Genomic DNA, 13,677 nt, shown 5'->3' with positions numbered 1-13,677 from the left:
GCAATTATTTCACTACAAATATAACCTGTTTTTTCAGTTGAGCAACGCTCTGGCGTGGTTAAGAGCCGAATCGGTAATATCTTTACCCGAAAGCATTTCGGCAATCTCCCTAATCCTTTCATCCTCAGTTAAAAGCTTAAGTTCAGACACAGTAGTATCTCCCTGTATACTTTTAAACACTTTATAATGCTGAGCACCTTTTCCGGCAATTTGGGGCAGGTGTGTAATGGCAAATACCTGCATATCACTACTCATTACCTTCATGATATCACCCATTTTATTGGCAACCTCACCCGAAACTCCGGTGTCAATCTCATCAAAAACAATAGTTGGAAGCTGAGAATAATCAGCCAGTACGGCTTTTACCGCAAGCATAATTCTAGACATCTCACCACCGGATGCTACCTTTTTAAGCAGCCCGAAATCAGTACCCTTATTAGCTGAGAACAGCAGGCTTATTTCATCCTTACCATTTGGTTGATAAGTATCCTTATGGGTAATATCAAAATTAAAACGTGCGTTTGGCATTCCAAGTTGCGCCAGTATCGCCATAACCCTGTCGGTTAACACAGGGATGGCTTTTTGCCTGTTTTCAAACATAACAAGAGCCGTAGCATCAGCATCGGCTTTTGCTTTTTCAAGTTCGGCTTCAAGCCTGTTGATAGACTCGTCTAGCTCATCGGCTTTAAGCACTTTGCCATCCAGGTCTTCACGAATAGCAATAAGCTCTTCTACCGTAACTACATTGTGCTTTTTTTGCAGGCTATATATTAACTGTAATTTCTGGTTTACCAGTTCAAGTTGTTGAGGGTCGTCTGCCAGATTTTCTGCATCTTGAGACACCTCGTTGTTTATATCGTCAAATTCTATAAGCAGGCTCGAAATACGTTCGTGGAAATCGTTATACTGCTTACTGATTCCGCTTATTTTTTGTAGAGCATTTTTAATCTCTTTCAGGTTTTGCAATGCTCCCATTTGCTCTTCATTAGCTATGGAAAGCACTTTAGAAAGCGATTCCTTTAAAAACTCTACATTGCTTAGCTTTTCCAGTTCGGCTTCCAGCTCTGCCTGCTCCCCTTCTTTAAGGTTAGCCTCAAGAAGCTCATTAAGCAGAAATGTATTATAGTCGGCCTCCTTAGCAAGAGCTTCTTTTTCTTCCTTGGCTTTTTTGAGTCCGCTTTGTGCCTGTCTTACTGCCGAAAGCTGTTTTTTGTATACTGCCAGGTGCTGGGCATTTTTACCAATAGCATCAAGTATTTGAAGTTGGTACTGCTCGTTTGACAGTTCGCGGGTTTGTTGCTGCGAATGTATATCGATAAGGAAATCGCCCAGCCCCTGCAACTCCTGCAGGTTAACCGGACTATCATTCACAAAAGCGCGCGATTTACCCGAAGGAAGTATCTCCCTCCTGATTATGGTAATATCCTCATAATCGAGGTCGTTTTCCTGAAAAAATTCCTGAAGATTGTAACCGCTTATTTTAAAATGTGCTTCTACCACACACTTTTGTTCTTTATCCTTAAGCGATGTTAAATCGGCGCGTTTACCCAATATTAAACCAAGTGCACCTAAAATAATAGATTTACCGGCTCCTGTCTCACCTGTAATTACAGATAGTTTATTGGAAAACTCGATATCAAGATGCTCAATAAGAGCAAAGTTTTTAATAGATAATGATTGTAGCATATTAAACGGCGGCTGTGTTTTGCTTACACAAATGTACTATTTAATAGTACTCCATTTAGCAGAATTAAGCGGAGAAATTTTATTTAGTGTATCTACAAGACCTGTAAGGGTTACCATAGGGCCGGCAGAGAAGATTGATACTACCTCGTCTGACTTGGCATCAAAGAAAACACGGGTTAAAAAAGCATTTGGCCTCGCCTTGTTCACTTTTGAAAGTGTATTGATGGCAGCTATAATTTTTTCTTTACCTTCCTTACTGTTATCGGCCATAATGTCCATACCTAAACGGTGATAGTCATATAATGCCTGCCTAAAATCCCTATAGGTATTTGACAGCATATCGTTTATTAAAAAGTACCTGTTTTGGTTACCATCCTGCTGACTCCAGCCTTTATAACCGCTTTGCTGTGCTGCCGAAGCGATACGCTGTGCCACATCGTAATATGGTGTTCCGCCTTCAAACTCATAAGTATCGGCATCCATACCAATAATCATATTAGCATAAAACGAAATAACACTTATAAGGTTTGAAGTATAACTTTCAGGGTTGTATACCATATTTTGGAACTCGGTATAAGAGAATCCAAAATTCTTGTCGTTAAAGTTAAGTACAGGAGAAAGGTAAGACGAGTTATAAACCGGTCTTGATGACTGCACCTGTAATGTAGCATCAAAACTATTAGACTGGTAAGCTGTAATGTTTATAAAAAACACACAGTCAATACGCTCGTTACGTTCAAAATTCCTGTTAGTAAAACGGGTATTGTTTACAAATTCGGTAACCGAAGTTTCAAGTGTTTTAAATATTTGGGTATTAGCATCGGTAATCTGGCTGTAATTCACCTGAACCGTTGCATTAAGCTCCTGCCCTTTTACAGAAAAAGATAATAACAGCAACAATAATCCTAAATATCTATACATTGTACCTGGTTTTAATTTTGTTAACTATATCCTGAGCCACCTCTTCTTTAGATTTAAGTTCCTGTGGCTCTATATTAAACTGTGCATCGATAAAGGTAACCTTATTTGTTGGTTTTCCAAAACCTGCTCCCTCATCATTAAGAGAGTTTAATACAATCAAATCTAAGTTTTTTTTCTTAATCTTTTGCTTAGCGTGCTCAATTTCATTTTCGGTTTCGAGTGCAAAACCTATCAGATACTGATGTTTTTTCTTTTCTCCGAGTGATGCCAGTATATCTGTTGTCTTTTCGAGCTCCAGCACTAAATTATCGTCGTTTTTCTTTATTTTCTGGCTGGCAACCGTTTTGGGTCTGTAATCGGCCACTGCTGCAGCTGCTACAGCCACATCTGCACTTTCAAAATACTCATGGCACGCGGTATACATATCTTTTCCCGAAACAACCGGAACAAGTGTAATACCATCACCCTGTACTTTTAAATGCGTAGGACCGCTTACCAGTATTACCTCTGCCCCTTCTTTTGCAGCGGCATGGGCAATATCAAACCCCATTTTACCGGAAGAATGATTTCCTATAAAACGTACAGGATCTATAGCTTCGTATGTTGGCCCTGCTGTAATAAGTATTTTTTTTCCACGTAGCGGAAGTTTTCCCTCTATATCCTTCTCTATAAAGGCTACTATATTTTCGGGTTCTGCCATACGCCCCTCGCCCGAAAGACCACTTGCAAGCTCGCCTGATTCGGCAGGTATCATAATGTTACCAAATTCCTGCAGGGATTTAAAGCTGGATAGCGTAGACGGATGCTTATACATATCAAGATCCATCGCCGGAGCGAAATACACCGGGCATTTTACTGATAAATAGGTTGCTATAAGAAGATTATCACTGTTGCCCGATACCATTTTTGCCATGGTATTTGCAGTAGCCGGGGCTATTAAAAACAAATCGGCCCAAAGGCCCAGTTCTACGTGATTGTTCCAAACCGCATTTTCATCCTCTTCGTCATAGAAAGTAGAATGAACCGGGTTTTTAGATAATGTGGAAAGTGTTAGCGGAGTAACAAAGTCTTTAGAAGCAGGTGTCATGACAACACGTACATCGGCACCTGCTTTTATAAGTAACCTTACCAGTGAAGCTGTTTTATATGCGGCAATCCCTCCTGAGATTCCCAGTAATATTTTTTTGCCCCGTAAAACAGACATGGTAAATTATTTGTTTGGTTCTCTGTATGCTACTTTTTCTTCAAACCATTCCTGTAAAGCCAATGCGTGAGGCTTAGGAAGCTTTTCGTAAAATTTAGACACTTCTATCTGCTCTTTATTTTCAAAGATCTCTTCAAGACTGTCGTTGTAAGTAGCAAACTCCTCAAGCTTCTCAATAAGTTCTTTTTTGATCTCTGTATTGATCTGGCTTGCTCTCTTAGCTATAATAGTAATAGCTTCGTAGATGTTACCTGTAGGCTCTTCAATTTTGGTTCTGTTGTAGGTAACAGTGTTTACCGGAGCAGTTGTCTTCTTTAAATCCATCACTCGTTCTTATTTAGAAAATTTTTGTAATTCGGTTTCAATAGATGCAAACATTTCGTCTACTTCTTTTCTGTATTTAGTTTCACCATTAAATTTAACCAGCGCTTTGTAGTTAGATATAGCATCTTCTAAACGCTCTTGTTTCTTACTGGCAATACTGTTCATGGCAAGCCTGTATGATGAATCAAATTTATAGTAAAGTGCGTCTTCTTTTAATTTTGTACCCGGAAAATCAATCAAAAAGTTATCAAAGGTTTTGATTGCTGCCGCATAGTCCCCAAAAAAGTCTGCCGTTAAATGATATTGCTTAGCAATTTCAAATGCCTTTTTCTCCAGTTTTTCCCTTAGTTCTTTTGCTAACTGGTTAGCTTCGTCCATATACTGGGAATCAGGATAAGTATCAATAAAGCTTTGTAAAGCAGAAACTGCCACATAAGTATCGGCCTGGTCTTTAGAATAAACCGGCGATAACATATAACGGCTTTTTGCTGCTAAAAATGCTGCTTCTTCTTTCACATCACTCTTTGGATAAGTATTTACAAAACTCCCAAATTCGTAAGCCGCGTTATAGTATTGTTTTTTAAAATACATTGACTTGGCATAAACGTAAAACAGCTTTTGTGCAGATGGCTTTCCTTTTAAAACAGGTTTAAGTTTTTCTGCCAGTGTTATGACCTTGTTGTATTTTCCTTCTTCATATAATTTTACCGCAACATCATACTGATACTTTACGTCATCAGATTTAAGTGCTTTTTGGTATTCATTACATGAGGAAAAAAGTACCGCAAGTAATAGTAAATAAAAGTATTTGCTCATATTTTTTTGTTTACGCCGATGCCCGGCCGCAGTTTTCTAAAGCAACTGCAAATTTAGTTAATAATTATGGAATACAAAATCTTTTTTTACAATGCTTAAACCCTATAAAAAAAGATGCCCTCAGGCATCTCTTTAAACTATAATTATAATGTTTTATTGTACAATATTGTGACCTGAAAAAGAAAAAACCTTCATATCGTTATCAAAAAGATACAGTCCTCCTTTATCGTTACCTATTAAATCTATTTTATCAAGTATCGCTTTTGCGGTAGCTTCCTCCTCTATCTGTTCGGAAACATACCATTGCAGGAAGTTGTGAGTAGCATAATCTTTACCTGCAAGCGCAATATCTACGAGCTTGTTAATACTGGCCGAAACCTTTACCTCATGGTTATACAACTGGGTGAACAGCGTTTTGAATGAGGTGTAATCAAGTTTAGGTTCATCCAGCGATGATATAATTGCATGTCCTCCCCTTTGGTTTACATATTTTACAAGCTTAAGCATATGTGCCCTTTCTTCGTCAGACTGCTTAAACATAAACGTGGCTATACCTTCAAACCCTTTTACTTCTGCCCACGATGCCATGGCCAGGTAAATTTGTGAAGATTCTGCCTCAACTTTTATCTGCTCGTTAAGTGCAGACTGCATTGCATCAGATAACATGGGTCTTCGTTTTAATGGTTTACACCACTAATTTAACGAATTTTCTCAACAAAATCGTTAAGCCTTCCTGCTAAATCTTCGTTAACGTTTACAAGCGGAAGTCTTACAACATCTTCACAAAGTCCTAATACTTTAAATATATGTTTGATACCTGCCGGGTTACCCTGCTCAAAAATCATATCGATAGAATCGGCAAGAAGATAATGTAGCTCATAAGCCTCATCTGCTTTTTTCTCCAGTCCAAGCTGAACCATTTTAGAGAACTCTTTAGGAAAACCTTCACCTATTACAGATATTACCCCTGCACCTCCGGCAAGAACCATAGGAAGTGTAATCATATCGTCACCCGATATTACAAGAAAACCTTTTGGCGCACCCTGAATAAGCCTCATTGCCTGCACTATGTCACCTGCAGCCTCTTTAATAGCAACAATGTTTTCAAAATCGTTAGCAAGGCGTATTACCGTTGCAGGAAGCATGTTGCTTGCTGTTCTTCCCGGTACGTTATATAGTATTACAGGTATTGGGGAAGCTTCTGCCACTGCTTTAAAGTGCTGGTATATTCCTTCCTGAGTTGGTTTATTATAATATGGTGAAACCGATAGTATTGCTGCAAAAGCACTAAGGTCACGACTTTTCAATTCCTCAGCAACTTCGTGTGTATTGTTCCCTCCCACACCAAGCACTAAAGGTAGCCTACCTGCATTAGCCTCTATAACAGTCTTTATAACAAGTTCCTTTTCGTCCTTGTTCAAAGTGGCTGATTCGGCCGTAGTACCAAGAACAACAAGGTAGTTTATACCGTTCTCCACCTGGTAGTTTACGATTTTCGTAAGCGCATCGGTATCAACTGAAAAATCTTTTTTAAATGGGGTTACAAGCGCAACACCCGTACCTGTTAATGACTGCATAGTTTATATTATGTTTAGTATTTTCAAATATTTAAAAAGTTCGGCCATGTACTCCTTGTACTTTGCAGGCTCTACTGCAATAGTAAAATCGTTAAGCCTTGAGTCGGCACTTGCTAGCCCAACTTTAAATTTTGCCTGAGACTCAAGTGTAGCAAGCATCAGTAATGGGTTATCTGCATTATAGTAGCTTATAAGCAAATCAAACGGAGCAGACACGAAAGAGGCGACAGGTTCTTTTACAAAGTTCCCTCCTGCCGAAACAAACTTTCGGGAATACGCCCTGTATTCCATTTGCGCTTCATTTTTTGGAGATACTCCCTTACTGTAAACAAGCAGGCTTATGTTTTCTTCTTTTATACCATATTTGGTAATTTCGGATAAAGCATTCTTTTTACCCGTAAACAGAGCCTCATCCATCAATAAACCTACTTTAAAAACCCTTTGAGGCATACCTGTAGGTTTATATTGAGCTAAACATTTCTTAATGTTTTTTTTCAGCCCAAGGCCCTTAATAAACTTTAAAAACATAGTACCTTTACTTGTTGAGTGCAAAATTAATTTAAATAACTATCAGTACAATGGCATTCCATAAAAAGTATAACACACCTGCAGGTTGGTTTGTTTTATTTTTAACTTTCTCTTCCCTACTGTCATGCAGCAGCAATAGGCTGTATAATAGTAAGATTGAAGGTAAAAAAATAAGTATCACTTCAGACTATAAAGACGACACCCAAATCGAAGCTTTTATAGCGCCCTATCGCAACCATATAAACAAGAATCTGGACAGCGTTTTAGCTTACTGTCCCGAAATCTTAGACAAGAGCCAAGGCAAATGGCAAACCACAATAGGTAACCTGCTGGCCGATGTTACTTTTGAAAAAGCCGATAAACTGTTACAGCAACGCGAAAATAAGCATTTAGACGTTTGCCTGCTTAATCATGGCGGAATTCGTGCGATAATTCCGAAAGGTGACGTTACAACCCGTACCGCTTATGAGATTATGCCTTTTGAAAACAGCCTTATCATTGCCGCCCTTAAAGGTACAGAAATAAAGGAAATAGCACAGTATTTAATTGCCGGTAAAAAACCGCATCCGCTTAGCGGAATGCAAGTTTATATTGACAGTAATAACAACATAAAAAACATTACTCTTAAAGGCAAACCTATAGTTGACAGCCAAACGTATTATGTAGCTACGTCTGACTACCTGTATAACGGTGGGGACAACATGAATTTCTTTAAGAAATCAACCGCTACATACGACATGGACTATAAGCTGAGAAACCTGCTTATAGATTATTTTAAGGAAACAGATACACTACCCGTTATTACAACACAACGCATAATTACCGAATAGCCATGAAAAGGAGAGATTTTATACATAAAACCGCAGCCGGATCGGCAGTAGTGTTAGGCGGACTTTCCCTTAGCAGTTTTACTACCGAACCTGCCAAAAAAATTACCATACTGCACACTAACGATGTGCACAGCCATATTGACCCATTCCCTGCCGATGACCCAAGAAATCCCAACATGGGTGGCGTGGCACGCAGGGCTACGTTAATAGAAAGTATAAGGCAGGAAAACGAAAATGTGCTGTTACTGGATGCCGGAGATATTTTTCAGGGTACGCCTTATTTTAATTACTATGGCGGCGAACTGGAATTTAAACTGATGAGCATGCTTAAGTATGATCTTGCCACCTTAGGTAACCATGATTTTGATAACGGTATTGACGGATTTTATGCACAATTACCACACGCACAGTTTGATTTTGTATCAGCCAACTACGATTTTAAAAACACCCTACTGGACGGTATTGTAAAACCGTATAAAGTTTTTGTAAAAAACGGTATTAAGATTGGTGTTTTTGGGCTTGGTATTGAACTTGCCGGACTGGTAGACCAACGCCTCTACAAGGAAACCGTATACAACGACCCTATTGAAGTTGCTAAAGATATTACCAAAACACTTAAACGGGACGAAAAATGTGACCTTATAATTTGCCTTTCTCACATTGGGTTTGCCTACAGAAACAATCCTGAGAAAGTATGTGATATCACACTGGCACAAAAAACAAGACATATAGACCTGATTATTGGCGGACATACGCATACTTTTTTAAGCAAACCCCACATTGAGAAAAATCTTGACGGTGAAGAGGTGGTTATCAATCAGGTAGGGTGTTACGGCCTAAACCTTGGACAAATTGATTTTTATTTTGAAAATGGCTCTAAAACCTTTAACGGAAGAACAATAGTAGTGTAAGCATTTAGTATATTTGCTGTAAACCACTCCTACTTATGAAAAACCTTATGGCTATTGCAGCAGCCACATTGCTGATTTCGTCTTGTAACGAAAAAGATAACAAAACAGAAACTGTTACATCTAAAGATATTACTAAGCTAAAAAAGCAACTCAATTTTAAACCCGCACAGCCCGATTCGGTTCAGTATAAGCTAACCATTAACAACAATTCCTTTGGCACGGTACCCGGCCCTTCTGATTATTACCTTGAAGCTGTACTTTACTACAACGACAGTATTTTTAAAAGAATAAAGGAAGAGTATCATAACGTTGATTACAATGATCCCGGTTTTAAAAAAGAAGCTTTTGACTTTAAATGGCTACCCGAAAGTATTAAAAACGAACTGAATACTTCTCCCGAAAATTATAGCGGACACCCCGACCTGTTTTATAACCGCAACAGAAATACCCAGCTTTGGCTGTTAAAGAATAAAGTACTAATATTGTCGTACACCAACTAGCCACATCATGGAAAAACAGTATTTTAAGTACGACACAGGCTATGTAAATATAGACAGCGAGAACCTGTACCTTACCAATAGTGGTAACTGGCAGGAAGCCCGCGAACTTAAAGAAAAGAGCCAAAAAACCAAAAGACAGAACAGCTCACGTATTGCAGGCAACAACCTGTTTTTATTTATTGTTTTTGGCGGATTAACATTAGGAGCCTTTTACATGCTAAACAAAGCCGGCGACTTTAATATTCTTGATTTTTCAACTGTTGGTTCAACCGTTAAAAGACTTGGCCTTTTAGCCGCAATAGGTTTTGTTATATACAAATACTTCGCCCCCGAACTAGGAAAACGCTATAGGATACCTCTGTCAAAAATCGAATCAGTTGAGTACTGGGAAAGAGGAGTTAGAATCAACTTTCGTAACGAAGCAAACGAGCCCGACAGAGAAAATATAGATTACGTAGAGACTAAAGGTTTTGATATCTTAAAACAAAGAAGTTTACTGGAATGAATGCTAAGATACTTATCAAACAAGCATCTTAGCATCCTGTAATTATTTTACAAGCTCTATAAAATCGTCTTCACTTATTATGGCGACTCCCAGCTTATTGGCTTTTTCAAGTTTAGCAGGTCCCATATTATCTCCGGCAACCACATAATCGGTTTTAGAGGAAATAGAACTCCCCACCTTACCTCCATTATCTTCAATAGCCTTTTTGAGTTCGTCGCGGGAAAACTTCTCAAACACACCCGAAACCACAAGCGTTTTACCCGCCAGTTTATCACTTACCGATGTATCTTCTTTAGCTACAGCTTCCAGCTGAACACCATAACCTTTTAAGCGTTCAATTAATCTTACATTCTCTATATTGGCAAAGAAATCCACTACACTTTGAGCTATTTTCTCCCCAATTTCATCTACCAGAATAAGATCGGTTAACGATGCAGTTGCCAGATTATCTATAGTTTTATAATGCTTTGCCAGTTTTTTAGCCACTGTTTCCCCTACATAACGAATACCTAATGCATAAAGCACACGCTCAAACGGAATCTCTTTAGACTTCTCTATTCCGTTAATAAGGTTCTCTGCCGATTTATCTGCCATACGCTCTAACGGAACAATCTGTTCTTTTTTAAGATTGTACAGGTCGGCATAGTTTTCAATAAGCCCTGCATTATACAGTAAGGCAACCGTTTCACCTCCAAGACCTTCAATATCCATAGCCTTACGGGAAATATAATGCTGTACCCTACCTATAATTTGCGGAGGGCAACCGTAAAAATTAGGACAGTAATGTTGTGCTTCGCCCTCTTTGCGTTCCAGTGGTGTATTACACTCCGGGCAATGGGTTATATATTGTGTAGGTTGTGAATCTTCAGCTCTGTTAGATTTATCAACTACATCAATTATTTTAGGAATAATCTCTCCTCCTTTTTCTACAAAAACCACATCTCCTACACGCACATCCAGTTTTTCTATCTGGTCGGCATTGTGTAATGAGGCTCGTTTTACGGTAGTACCGGCAAGCTGTACAGGCTCCAGGTTTGCTACCGGAGTAATAGCCCCAGTGCGCCCTACCTGATAGGAAATAGAGTTTAATTTGGTAGATACACGCTCTGCCTTAAACTTATAGGCAACAGCCCAACGTGGCGATTTTGCTGTATAACCCAGTTCTTCCTGCTGGTGAATATCATTTACTTTGACAACAACACCATCAGTCTCATAAGGCAGTTCATGGCGGTGTTCATCCCAATAATCAATAAAAGCCATTACCTCGTAAATATTTTGGGCAAGTTTAGCTTCCTTTGGTACTTTAAAACCCCATTTACGGGCACTTTCAAGTCCTTCATACTGAGTCGAAACAGGCAGATTATTTCCAATTATGGAATACAGCAGGCAGTCTAACGGACGCCTTGCCACTTCGGCACTGTCCTGTAACTTTAAACTACCCGATGCTGTGTTACGCGGATTTGCGTATGGTGTTTCGCCTATCTCAATCAAATCCTGATTCATTTTGGCAAACCCCTCTAACGGAAGTATAATCTCTCCCCTAATATCAAACTTTTCAGGATAATCACCCTTTAGCTTAATAGGCACGGCACGTATGGTTCTTATATTAGCGGTAACATCGTCCCCCTGAAAACCATCACCACGGGTTACAGCTCTTAGCAGTCTGCCATTCTCATAAGTTATACTTATGGATGCCCCGTCATACTTAAGCTCACAGGTATACTGCACATCTGCAGTACCCAGTCCTCGTTGTACACGCTTTTCCCATTCCAGTAATTCTTCTTTAGAGTACGAATTATCAAGCGAATACATACGATGCTCGTGCTGTATGGTCTCAAAATTTTTGGTAACACTACCTCCCACACGCTGTGTAGGCGAATTTTCGTCAAAATATTCAGGATGTTTGGCTTCCAGTTCCTGTAATTGTTTAAGTTTTATATCAAACTCAAAATCAGTAATGGTTGGGTTGTCGAGTACATAATAGTTGTAATTGTGTTGATTAAGCTCTTCCCTAAGCGCCTGAATAGTCTGAAGGATATCCATTGAATAAAAAGTTAGTTTACGGCACTAATTTAGCCAACTTTTAAATAACGGAAAATGTTTATGTATGCTAATTTGAGAATTAGCAATCAAAAAGGACTTATAAAGTAAAAAAGCCTCTTATAACATTATAAAAACAAAAAATCGCCCTGAGGGCGATTTCTTAAAACATATCTTCAAATTGTTTGTAAAGGTCACCATTGGTTAAAATAGCACCCTGCTTAAGTATATCAAAAACTTCTGCGTTTCTGTCTTCACCAAAAGGTTTTTTACCACGTTTAATTTCTACCTCTTTTGAAAACAGATTCTCATTAAGCCATTGCAGTCCGACCTCGGTTAAAAAATCAGCGTGCGCCACGTGTGAATGTATCACTATACTTTCCATTTCCTCTTTACCCAGCTTAAATAAAAAGATGTGGTTTTTAGAGTAATGCTCCATATATTCTGTTTGGGTAAGTACACCTTCCCACACAAGATCTGAAAAAACATCCAGTTCCTGCTCGGCAACTTCGGGCTTTTCTGCTTTTATCTGATCCCACTCGGCCTTATCAATTTGCTGAGAAGCCAAAAAGTTTGCAAATTCCTCATGTAACTCTTCCAGTTGTTCTTTAGTCAATCTGATATATTTCATATTCCTTTTTTAAATGTAAAAAAAAAGCCTTCCGTTACCGGAAGGCTTTAGGTATAATTTTAATAATTATTGTACCTCAGCTACGATTTCGTAAGGAAGCTCAACAATTACTTCTCTGTGTAATCTTACAGATGCAGTGTATTTACCTACACGCTTAACGATACCACTGTTGATGAATTTCTTCTCAATAGTCTGACCGTTTTTCTCTAAAGCTTCAGCGATATCTGCATTGGTTACAGAACCAAATAGTTTCTCACCACCTGCTTTAGCAGTAATTTTTATTTCAAGAGCTTTGATAGCCTCAGCGATTTTCTTCGCGTCGTCTACTAATTTTTGCTCTTTAAATGCTCTTTGTTTTAGGTTCTCAGCTAATACTTTTTTAGCTGTAGGAGTTGCAACAACTGCAAAACCTTGTGGTATTAAATAGTTACGACCATATCCTGGCTTAACTGTTACAACATCATCTTTAAAACCTAAGTTTTGTACGTCTTGTCTAAGTATAAGTTCCATAATACTGCCTCCTTTTTATTTTAATAAATCAGCCACATATGGCATTAATGCTAAATGACGTGCTCTTTTAACTGCAACAGACACTTTTCTTTGGTATTTTAAAGAAGTACCTGTTAAACGGCGAGGAAGAATTTTACCTTGCTCGTTAACGAATTTCAATAAAAAATCAGGATCTTTATAATCAATATATTTGATACCTGATTTTTTGAAACGGCAATACTTTTTAGTCTTGTTCGTCTCTATGTTTAAAGGCGTTAGATATCTGATATCTCCGTCTTTTTTTCCCTTAGCTGACTGTTCTATACTTGACATAATTAGTTTGCTTTAGTTTTTAGTTTCTCTCTTCTTCTTTCTGCCCATGAAATAGCGTGCTTGTCTAAAGATACAGTAAGGAAACGCATGATTCTCTCGTCACGTCTGTACTCAGTCTCAAGACCGATTAAGATATCTCCAGATGCTTTGAACTCAAGCAGGTGGTAAAAACCACTTTTCTTGTGTTGAATTTCGTAAGCTAATTTTTTAAGACCCCAGTCTTCTTTTGCTACGATCTCGGCCCCTTTAGAAGTAAGATAATCTTCGAACTTACTTACTGTTTCCTTTACCTGAGTTTCAGATAAAACGGGATTCAAGATGAAAACAGTTTCATAATGATTCATAATACAATATATTAGTATGTTATAAAATTGGGTGCAAA

17 protein-coding genes are annotated in these 13,677 nt (G+C 38.5%); 4 read left to right on the top strand and 13 right to left on the bottom strand.

The genetic code is table 11. The features are described 5' to 3' along the window. Positions 1-33: 33 nt before the first annotated feature. From recN to V3Z67_RS11350, 8 genes are all read right to left on the bottom strand, one after another. A complete protein-coding gene (gene recN / locus V3Z67_RS11385; protein ID WP_330443426.1) occupies positions 34-1,686 on the bottom strand; it encodes a DNA repair protein RecN in 1,653 nt (550 codons plus the stop codon). A 36-nt stretch (positions 1,687-1,722) separates the two neighbouring features. Next, positions 1,723-2,607 carry a type IX secretion system protein PorD gene (porD, locus tag V3Z67_RS11380; protein WP_330443425.1) on the bottom strand — a complete coding sequence of 295 codons (885 nt, stop codon included), beginning with the start codon at positions 2,605-2,607 and terminating at the stop codon, positions 1,723-1,725. Next, positions 2,600-3,811, bottom strand: a complete 1,212-nt coding sequence (gene coaBC, locus V3Z67_RS11375) for a bifunctional phosphopantothenoylcysteine decarboxylase/phosphopantothenate--cysteine ligase CoaBC (protein WP_330443424.1) — start codon at positions 3,809-3,811, stop codon at positions 2,600-2,602. Before coaBC ends, porD begins: the two co-directional genes overlap by 8 nt. A gap of 6 nt (positions 3,812-3,817) precedes the next feature. Further along, complete coding sequence (locus tag V3Z67_RS11370; protein WP_330443423.1) at positions 3,818-4,135, bottom strand: DNA-directed RNA polymerase subunit omega; 318 nt, start codon at positions 4,133-4,135, stop codon at positions 3,818-3,820. Positions 4,136-4,144: 9 nt separating this feature from the next. Further along, the gene (locus V3Z67_RS11365) at positions 4,145-4,951 is read right to left on the bottom strand and encodes an outer membrane protein assembly factor BamD (RefSeq protein WP_035132865.1); all 807 of its coding nucleotides are present in this window, start codon (positions 4,949-4,951) and stop codon (positions 4,145-4,147) included. A gap of 153 nt (positions 4,952-5,104) precedes the next feature. Continuing rightward, a complete protein-coding gene (locus V3Z67_RS11360) occupies positions 5,105-5,617 on the bottom strand; it encodes a ferritin (protein WP_330443422.1) in 513 nt (170 codons plus the stop codon). A 32-nt stretch (positions 5,618-5,649) separates the two neighbouring features. After that, entirely contained in the window at positions 5,650-6,528 is an 879-nt protein-coding gene (gene dapA / locus V3Z67_RS11355) for a 4-hydroxy-tetrahydrodipicolinate synthase (protein WP_330443421.1), read from the bottom strand. A 3-nt stretch (positions 6,529-6,531) separates the two neighbouring features. After that, on the bottom strand, positions 6,532-7,056 hold the full coding sequence (locus tag V3Z67_RS11350) for a DUF6913 domain-containing protein (protein WP_442902266.1): 525 nt from the start codon (positions 7,054-7,056) through the stop codon (positions 6,532-6,534). A 50-nt stretch (positions 7,057-7,106) separates the two neighbouring features. On the opposite strand from V3Z67_RS11350, the gene V3Z67_RS11345 reads away from it, so the two are divergent. From V3Z67_RS11345 to V3Z67_RS11330, 4 genes are read left to right on the top strand one after another with little or no spacing between them, the layout of a single operon-like run. After that, positions 7,107-7,886, top strand: a complete 780-nt coding sequence (locus V3Z67_RS11345) for a 5'-nucleotidase (RefSeq protein WP_330443419.1) — start codon at positions 7,107-7,109, stop codon at positions 7,884-7,886. A gap of 2 nt (positions 7,887-7,888) precedes the next feature. Next, positions 7,889-8,797 (top strand): bifunctional metallophosphatase/5'-nucleotidase, encoded by a 909-nt coding sequence (locus V3Z67_RS11340; RefSeq protein WP_330443418.1) that lies wholly within the window; start codon positions 7,889-7,891, stop codon positions 8,795-8,797. 35 nt (positions 8,798-8,832) lie between these two features. Continuing rightward, positions 8,833-9,297 (top strand): hypothetical protein, encoded by a 465-nt coding sequence (locus tag V3Z67_RS11335; protein ID WP_330443417.1) that lies wholly within the window; start codon positions 8,833-8,835, stop codon positions 9,295-9,297. A 7-nt stretch (positions 9,298-9,304) separates the two neighbouring features. Continuing rightward, positions 9,305-9,802: a hypothetical protein gene (locus V3Z67_RS11330; protein ID WP_330443416.1), complete on the top strand. Its 498-nt coding sequence runs from the start codon at positions 9,305-9,307 to the stop codon at positions 9,800-9,802. A 42-nt stretch (positions 9,803-9,844) separates the two neighbouring features. On the opposite strand, the gene ligA is transcribed toward V3Z67_RS11330, so the two are convergent. The 5 genes from ligA to rpsF all read right to left on the bottom strand — a co-directional run bounded on the left by ligA (position 9,845) and on the right by rpsF (position 13,639). Further along, on the bottom strand, positions 9,845-11,845 hold the full coding sequence (ligA, locus tag V3Z67_RS11325) for an NAD-dependent DNA ligase LigA (RefSeq protein ID WP_330443415.1): 2,001 nt from the start codon (positions 11,843-11,845) through the stop codon (positions 9,845-9,847). Between the two features lie 160 nt (positions 11,846-12,005). Beyond that, on the bottom strand, positions 12,006-12,473 hold the full coding sequence (locus V3Z67_RS11320) for a DUF6495 family protein (RefSeq protein WP_330443414.1): 468 nt from the start codon (positions 12,471-12,473) through the stop codon (positions 12,006-12,008). A 66-nt stretch (positions 12,474-12,539) separates the two neighbouring features. Beyond that, positions 12,540-12,983, bottom strand: a complete 444-nt coding sequence (gene rplI, locus V3Z67_RS11315; protein WP_330443413.1) for a 50S ribosomal protein L9 — start codon at positions 12,981-12,983, stop codon at positions 12,540-12,542. A 15-nt stretch (positions 12,984-12,998) separates the two neighbouring features. Further along, positions 12,999-13,295 (bottom strand): 30S ribosomal protein S18, encoded by a 297-nt coding sequence (gene rpsR / locus V3Z67_RS11310; protein WP_035132889.1) that lies wholly within the window; start codon positions 13,293-13,295, stop codon positions 12,999-13,001. Between the two features lie 2 nt (positions 13,296-13,297). Then, entirely contained in the window at positions 13,298-13,639 is a 342-nt protein-coding gene (rpsF, locus tag V3Z67_RS11305) for a 30S ribosomal protein S6 (RefSeq protein ID WP_330443412.1), read from the bottom strand. Between the last annotated feature and the right edge of the window lie 38 nt (positions 13,640-13,677).

Origin of the sequence: Flavobacterium sp. C4GT6 (assembly GCF_036347315.1) — a bacterium.
In the GTDB taxonomy this organism is placed as follows: Bacteria; Bacteroidota; Bacteroidia; order Flavobacteriales; family Flavobacteriaceae; genus Flavobacterium.
This window is presented reverse-complemented; position numbering and strand designations above follow the sequence as displayed.

Bases quoted from the DNA above. Each gene is read 5' to 3' on its own strand.
- V3Z67_RS11330 (WP_330443416.1), top strand. From the start codon at position 9,305: ATGGAAAAACAGTATTTTAAGTACGACACAGGCTATGTAAATATAGAC.
- rpsR (WP_035132889.1), bottom strand. From the start codon at position 13,295: ATGTCAAGTATAGAACAGTCAGCTAAGGGAAAAAAAGACGGAGATATC.
- V3Z67_RS11345 (WP_330443419.1), top strand. From the start codon at position 7,107: ATGGCATTCCATAAAAAGTATAACACACCTGCAGGTTGGTTTGTTTTA.
- recN (WP_330443426.1), bottom strand. From the start codon at position 1,686: ATGCTACAATCATTATCTATTAAAAACTTTGCTCTTATTGAGCATCTT.
- V3Z67_RS11320 (WP_330443414.1), bottom strand. From the start codon at position 12,473: ATGAAATATATCAGATTGACTAAAGAACAACTGGAAGAGTTACATGAG.
- V3Z67_RS11370 (WP_330443423.1), bottom strand. From the start codon at position 4,135: ATGGATTTAAAGAAGACAACTGCTCCGGTAAACACTGTTACCTACAAC.
- rpsF (WP_330443412.1), bottom strand. From the start codon at position 13,639: ATGAATCATTATGAAACTGTTTTCATCTTGAATCCCGTTTTATCTGAA.
- V3Z67_RS11350 (WP_442902266.1), bottom strand. From the start codon at position 7,056: ATGTTTTTAAAGTTTATTAAGGGCCTTGGGCTGAAAAAAAACATTAAG.
- V3Z67_RS11365 (WP_035132865.1), bottom strand. From the start codon at position 4,951: ATGAGCAAATACTTTTATTTACTATTACTTGCGGTACTTTTTTCCTCA.
- dapA (WP_330443421.1), bottom strand. From the start codon at position 6,528: ATGCAGTCATTAACAGGTACGGGTGTTGCGCTTGTAACCCCATTTAAA.
- rplI (WP_330443413.1), bottom strand. From the start codon at position 12,983: ATGGAACTTATACTTAGACAAGACGTACAAAACTTAGGTTTTAAAGAT.
- coaBC (WP_330443424.1), bottom strand. From the start codon at position 3,811: ATGTCTGTTTTACGGGGCAAAAAAATATTACTGGGAATCTCAGGAGGG.
- porD (WP_330443425.1), bottom strand. From the start codon at position 2,607: ATGTATAGATATTTAGGATTATTGTTGCTGTTATTATCTTTTTCTGTA.
- V3Z67_RS11360 (WP_330443422.1), bottom strand. From the start codon at position 5,617: ATGTTATCTGATGCAATGCAGTCTGCACTTAACGAGCAGATAAAAGTT.
- V3Z67_RS11335 (WP_330443417.1), top strand. From the start codon at position 8,833: ATGAAAAACCTTATGGCTATTGCAGCAGCCACATTGCTGATTTCGTCT.
- V3Z67_RS11340 (WP_330443418.1), top strand. From the start codon at position 7,889: ATGAAAAGGAGAGATTTTATACATAAAACCGCAGCCGGATCGGCAGTA.
- ligA (WP_330443415.1), bottom strand. From the start codon at position 11,845: ATGGATATCCTTCAGACTATTCAGGCGCTTAGGGAAGAGCTTAATCAA.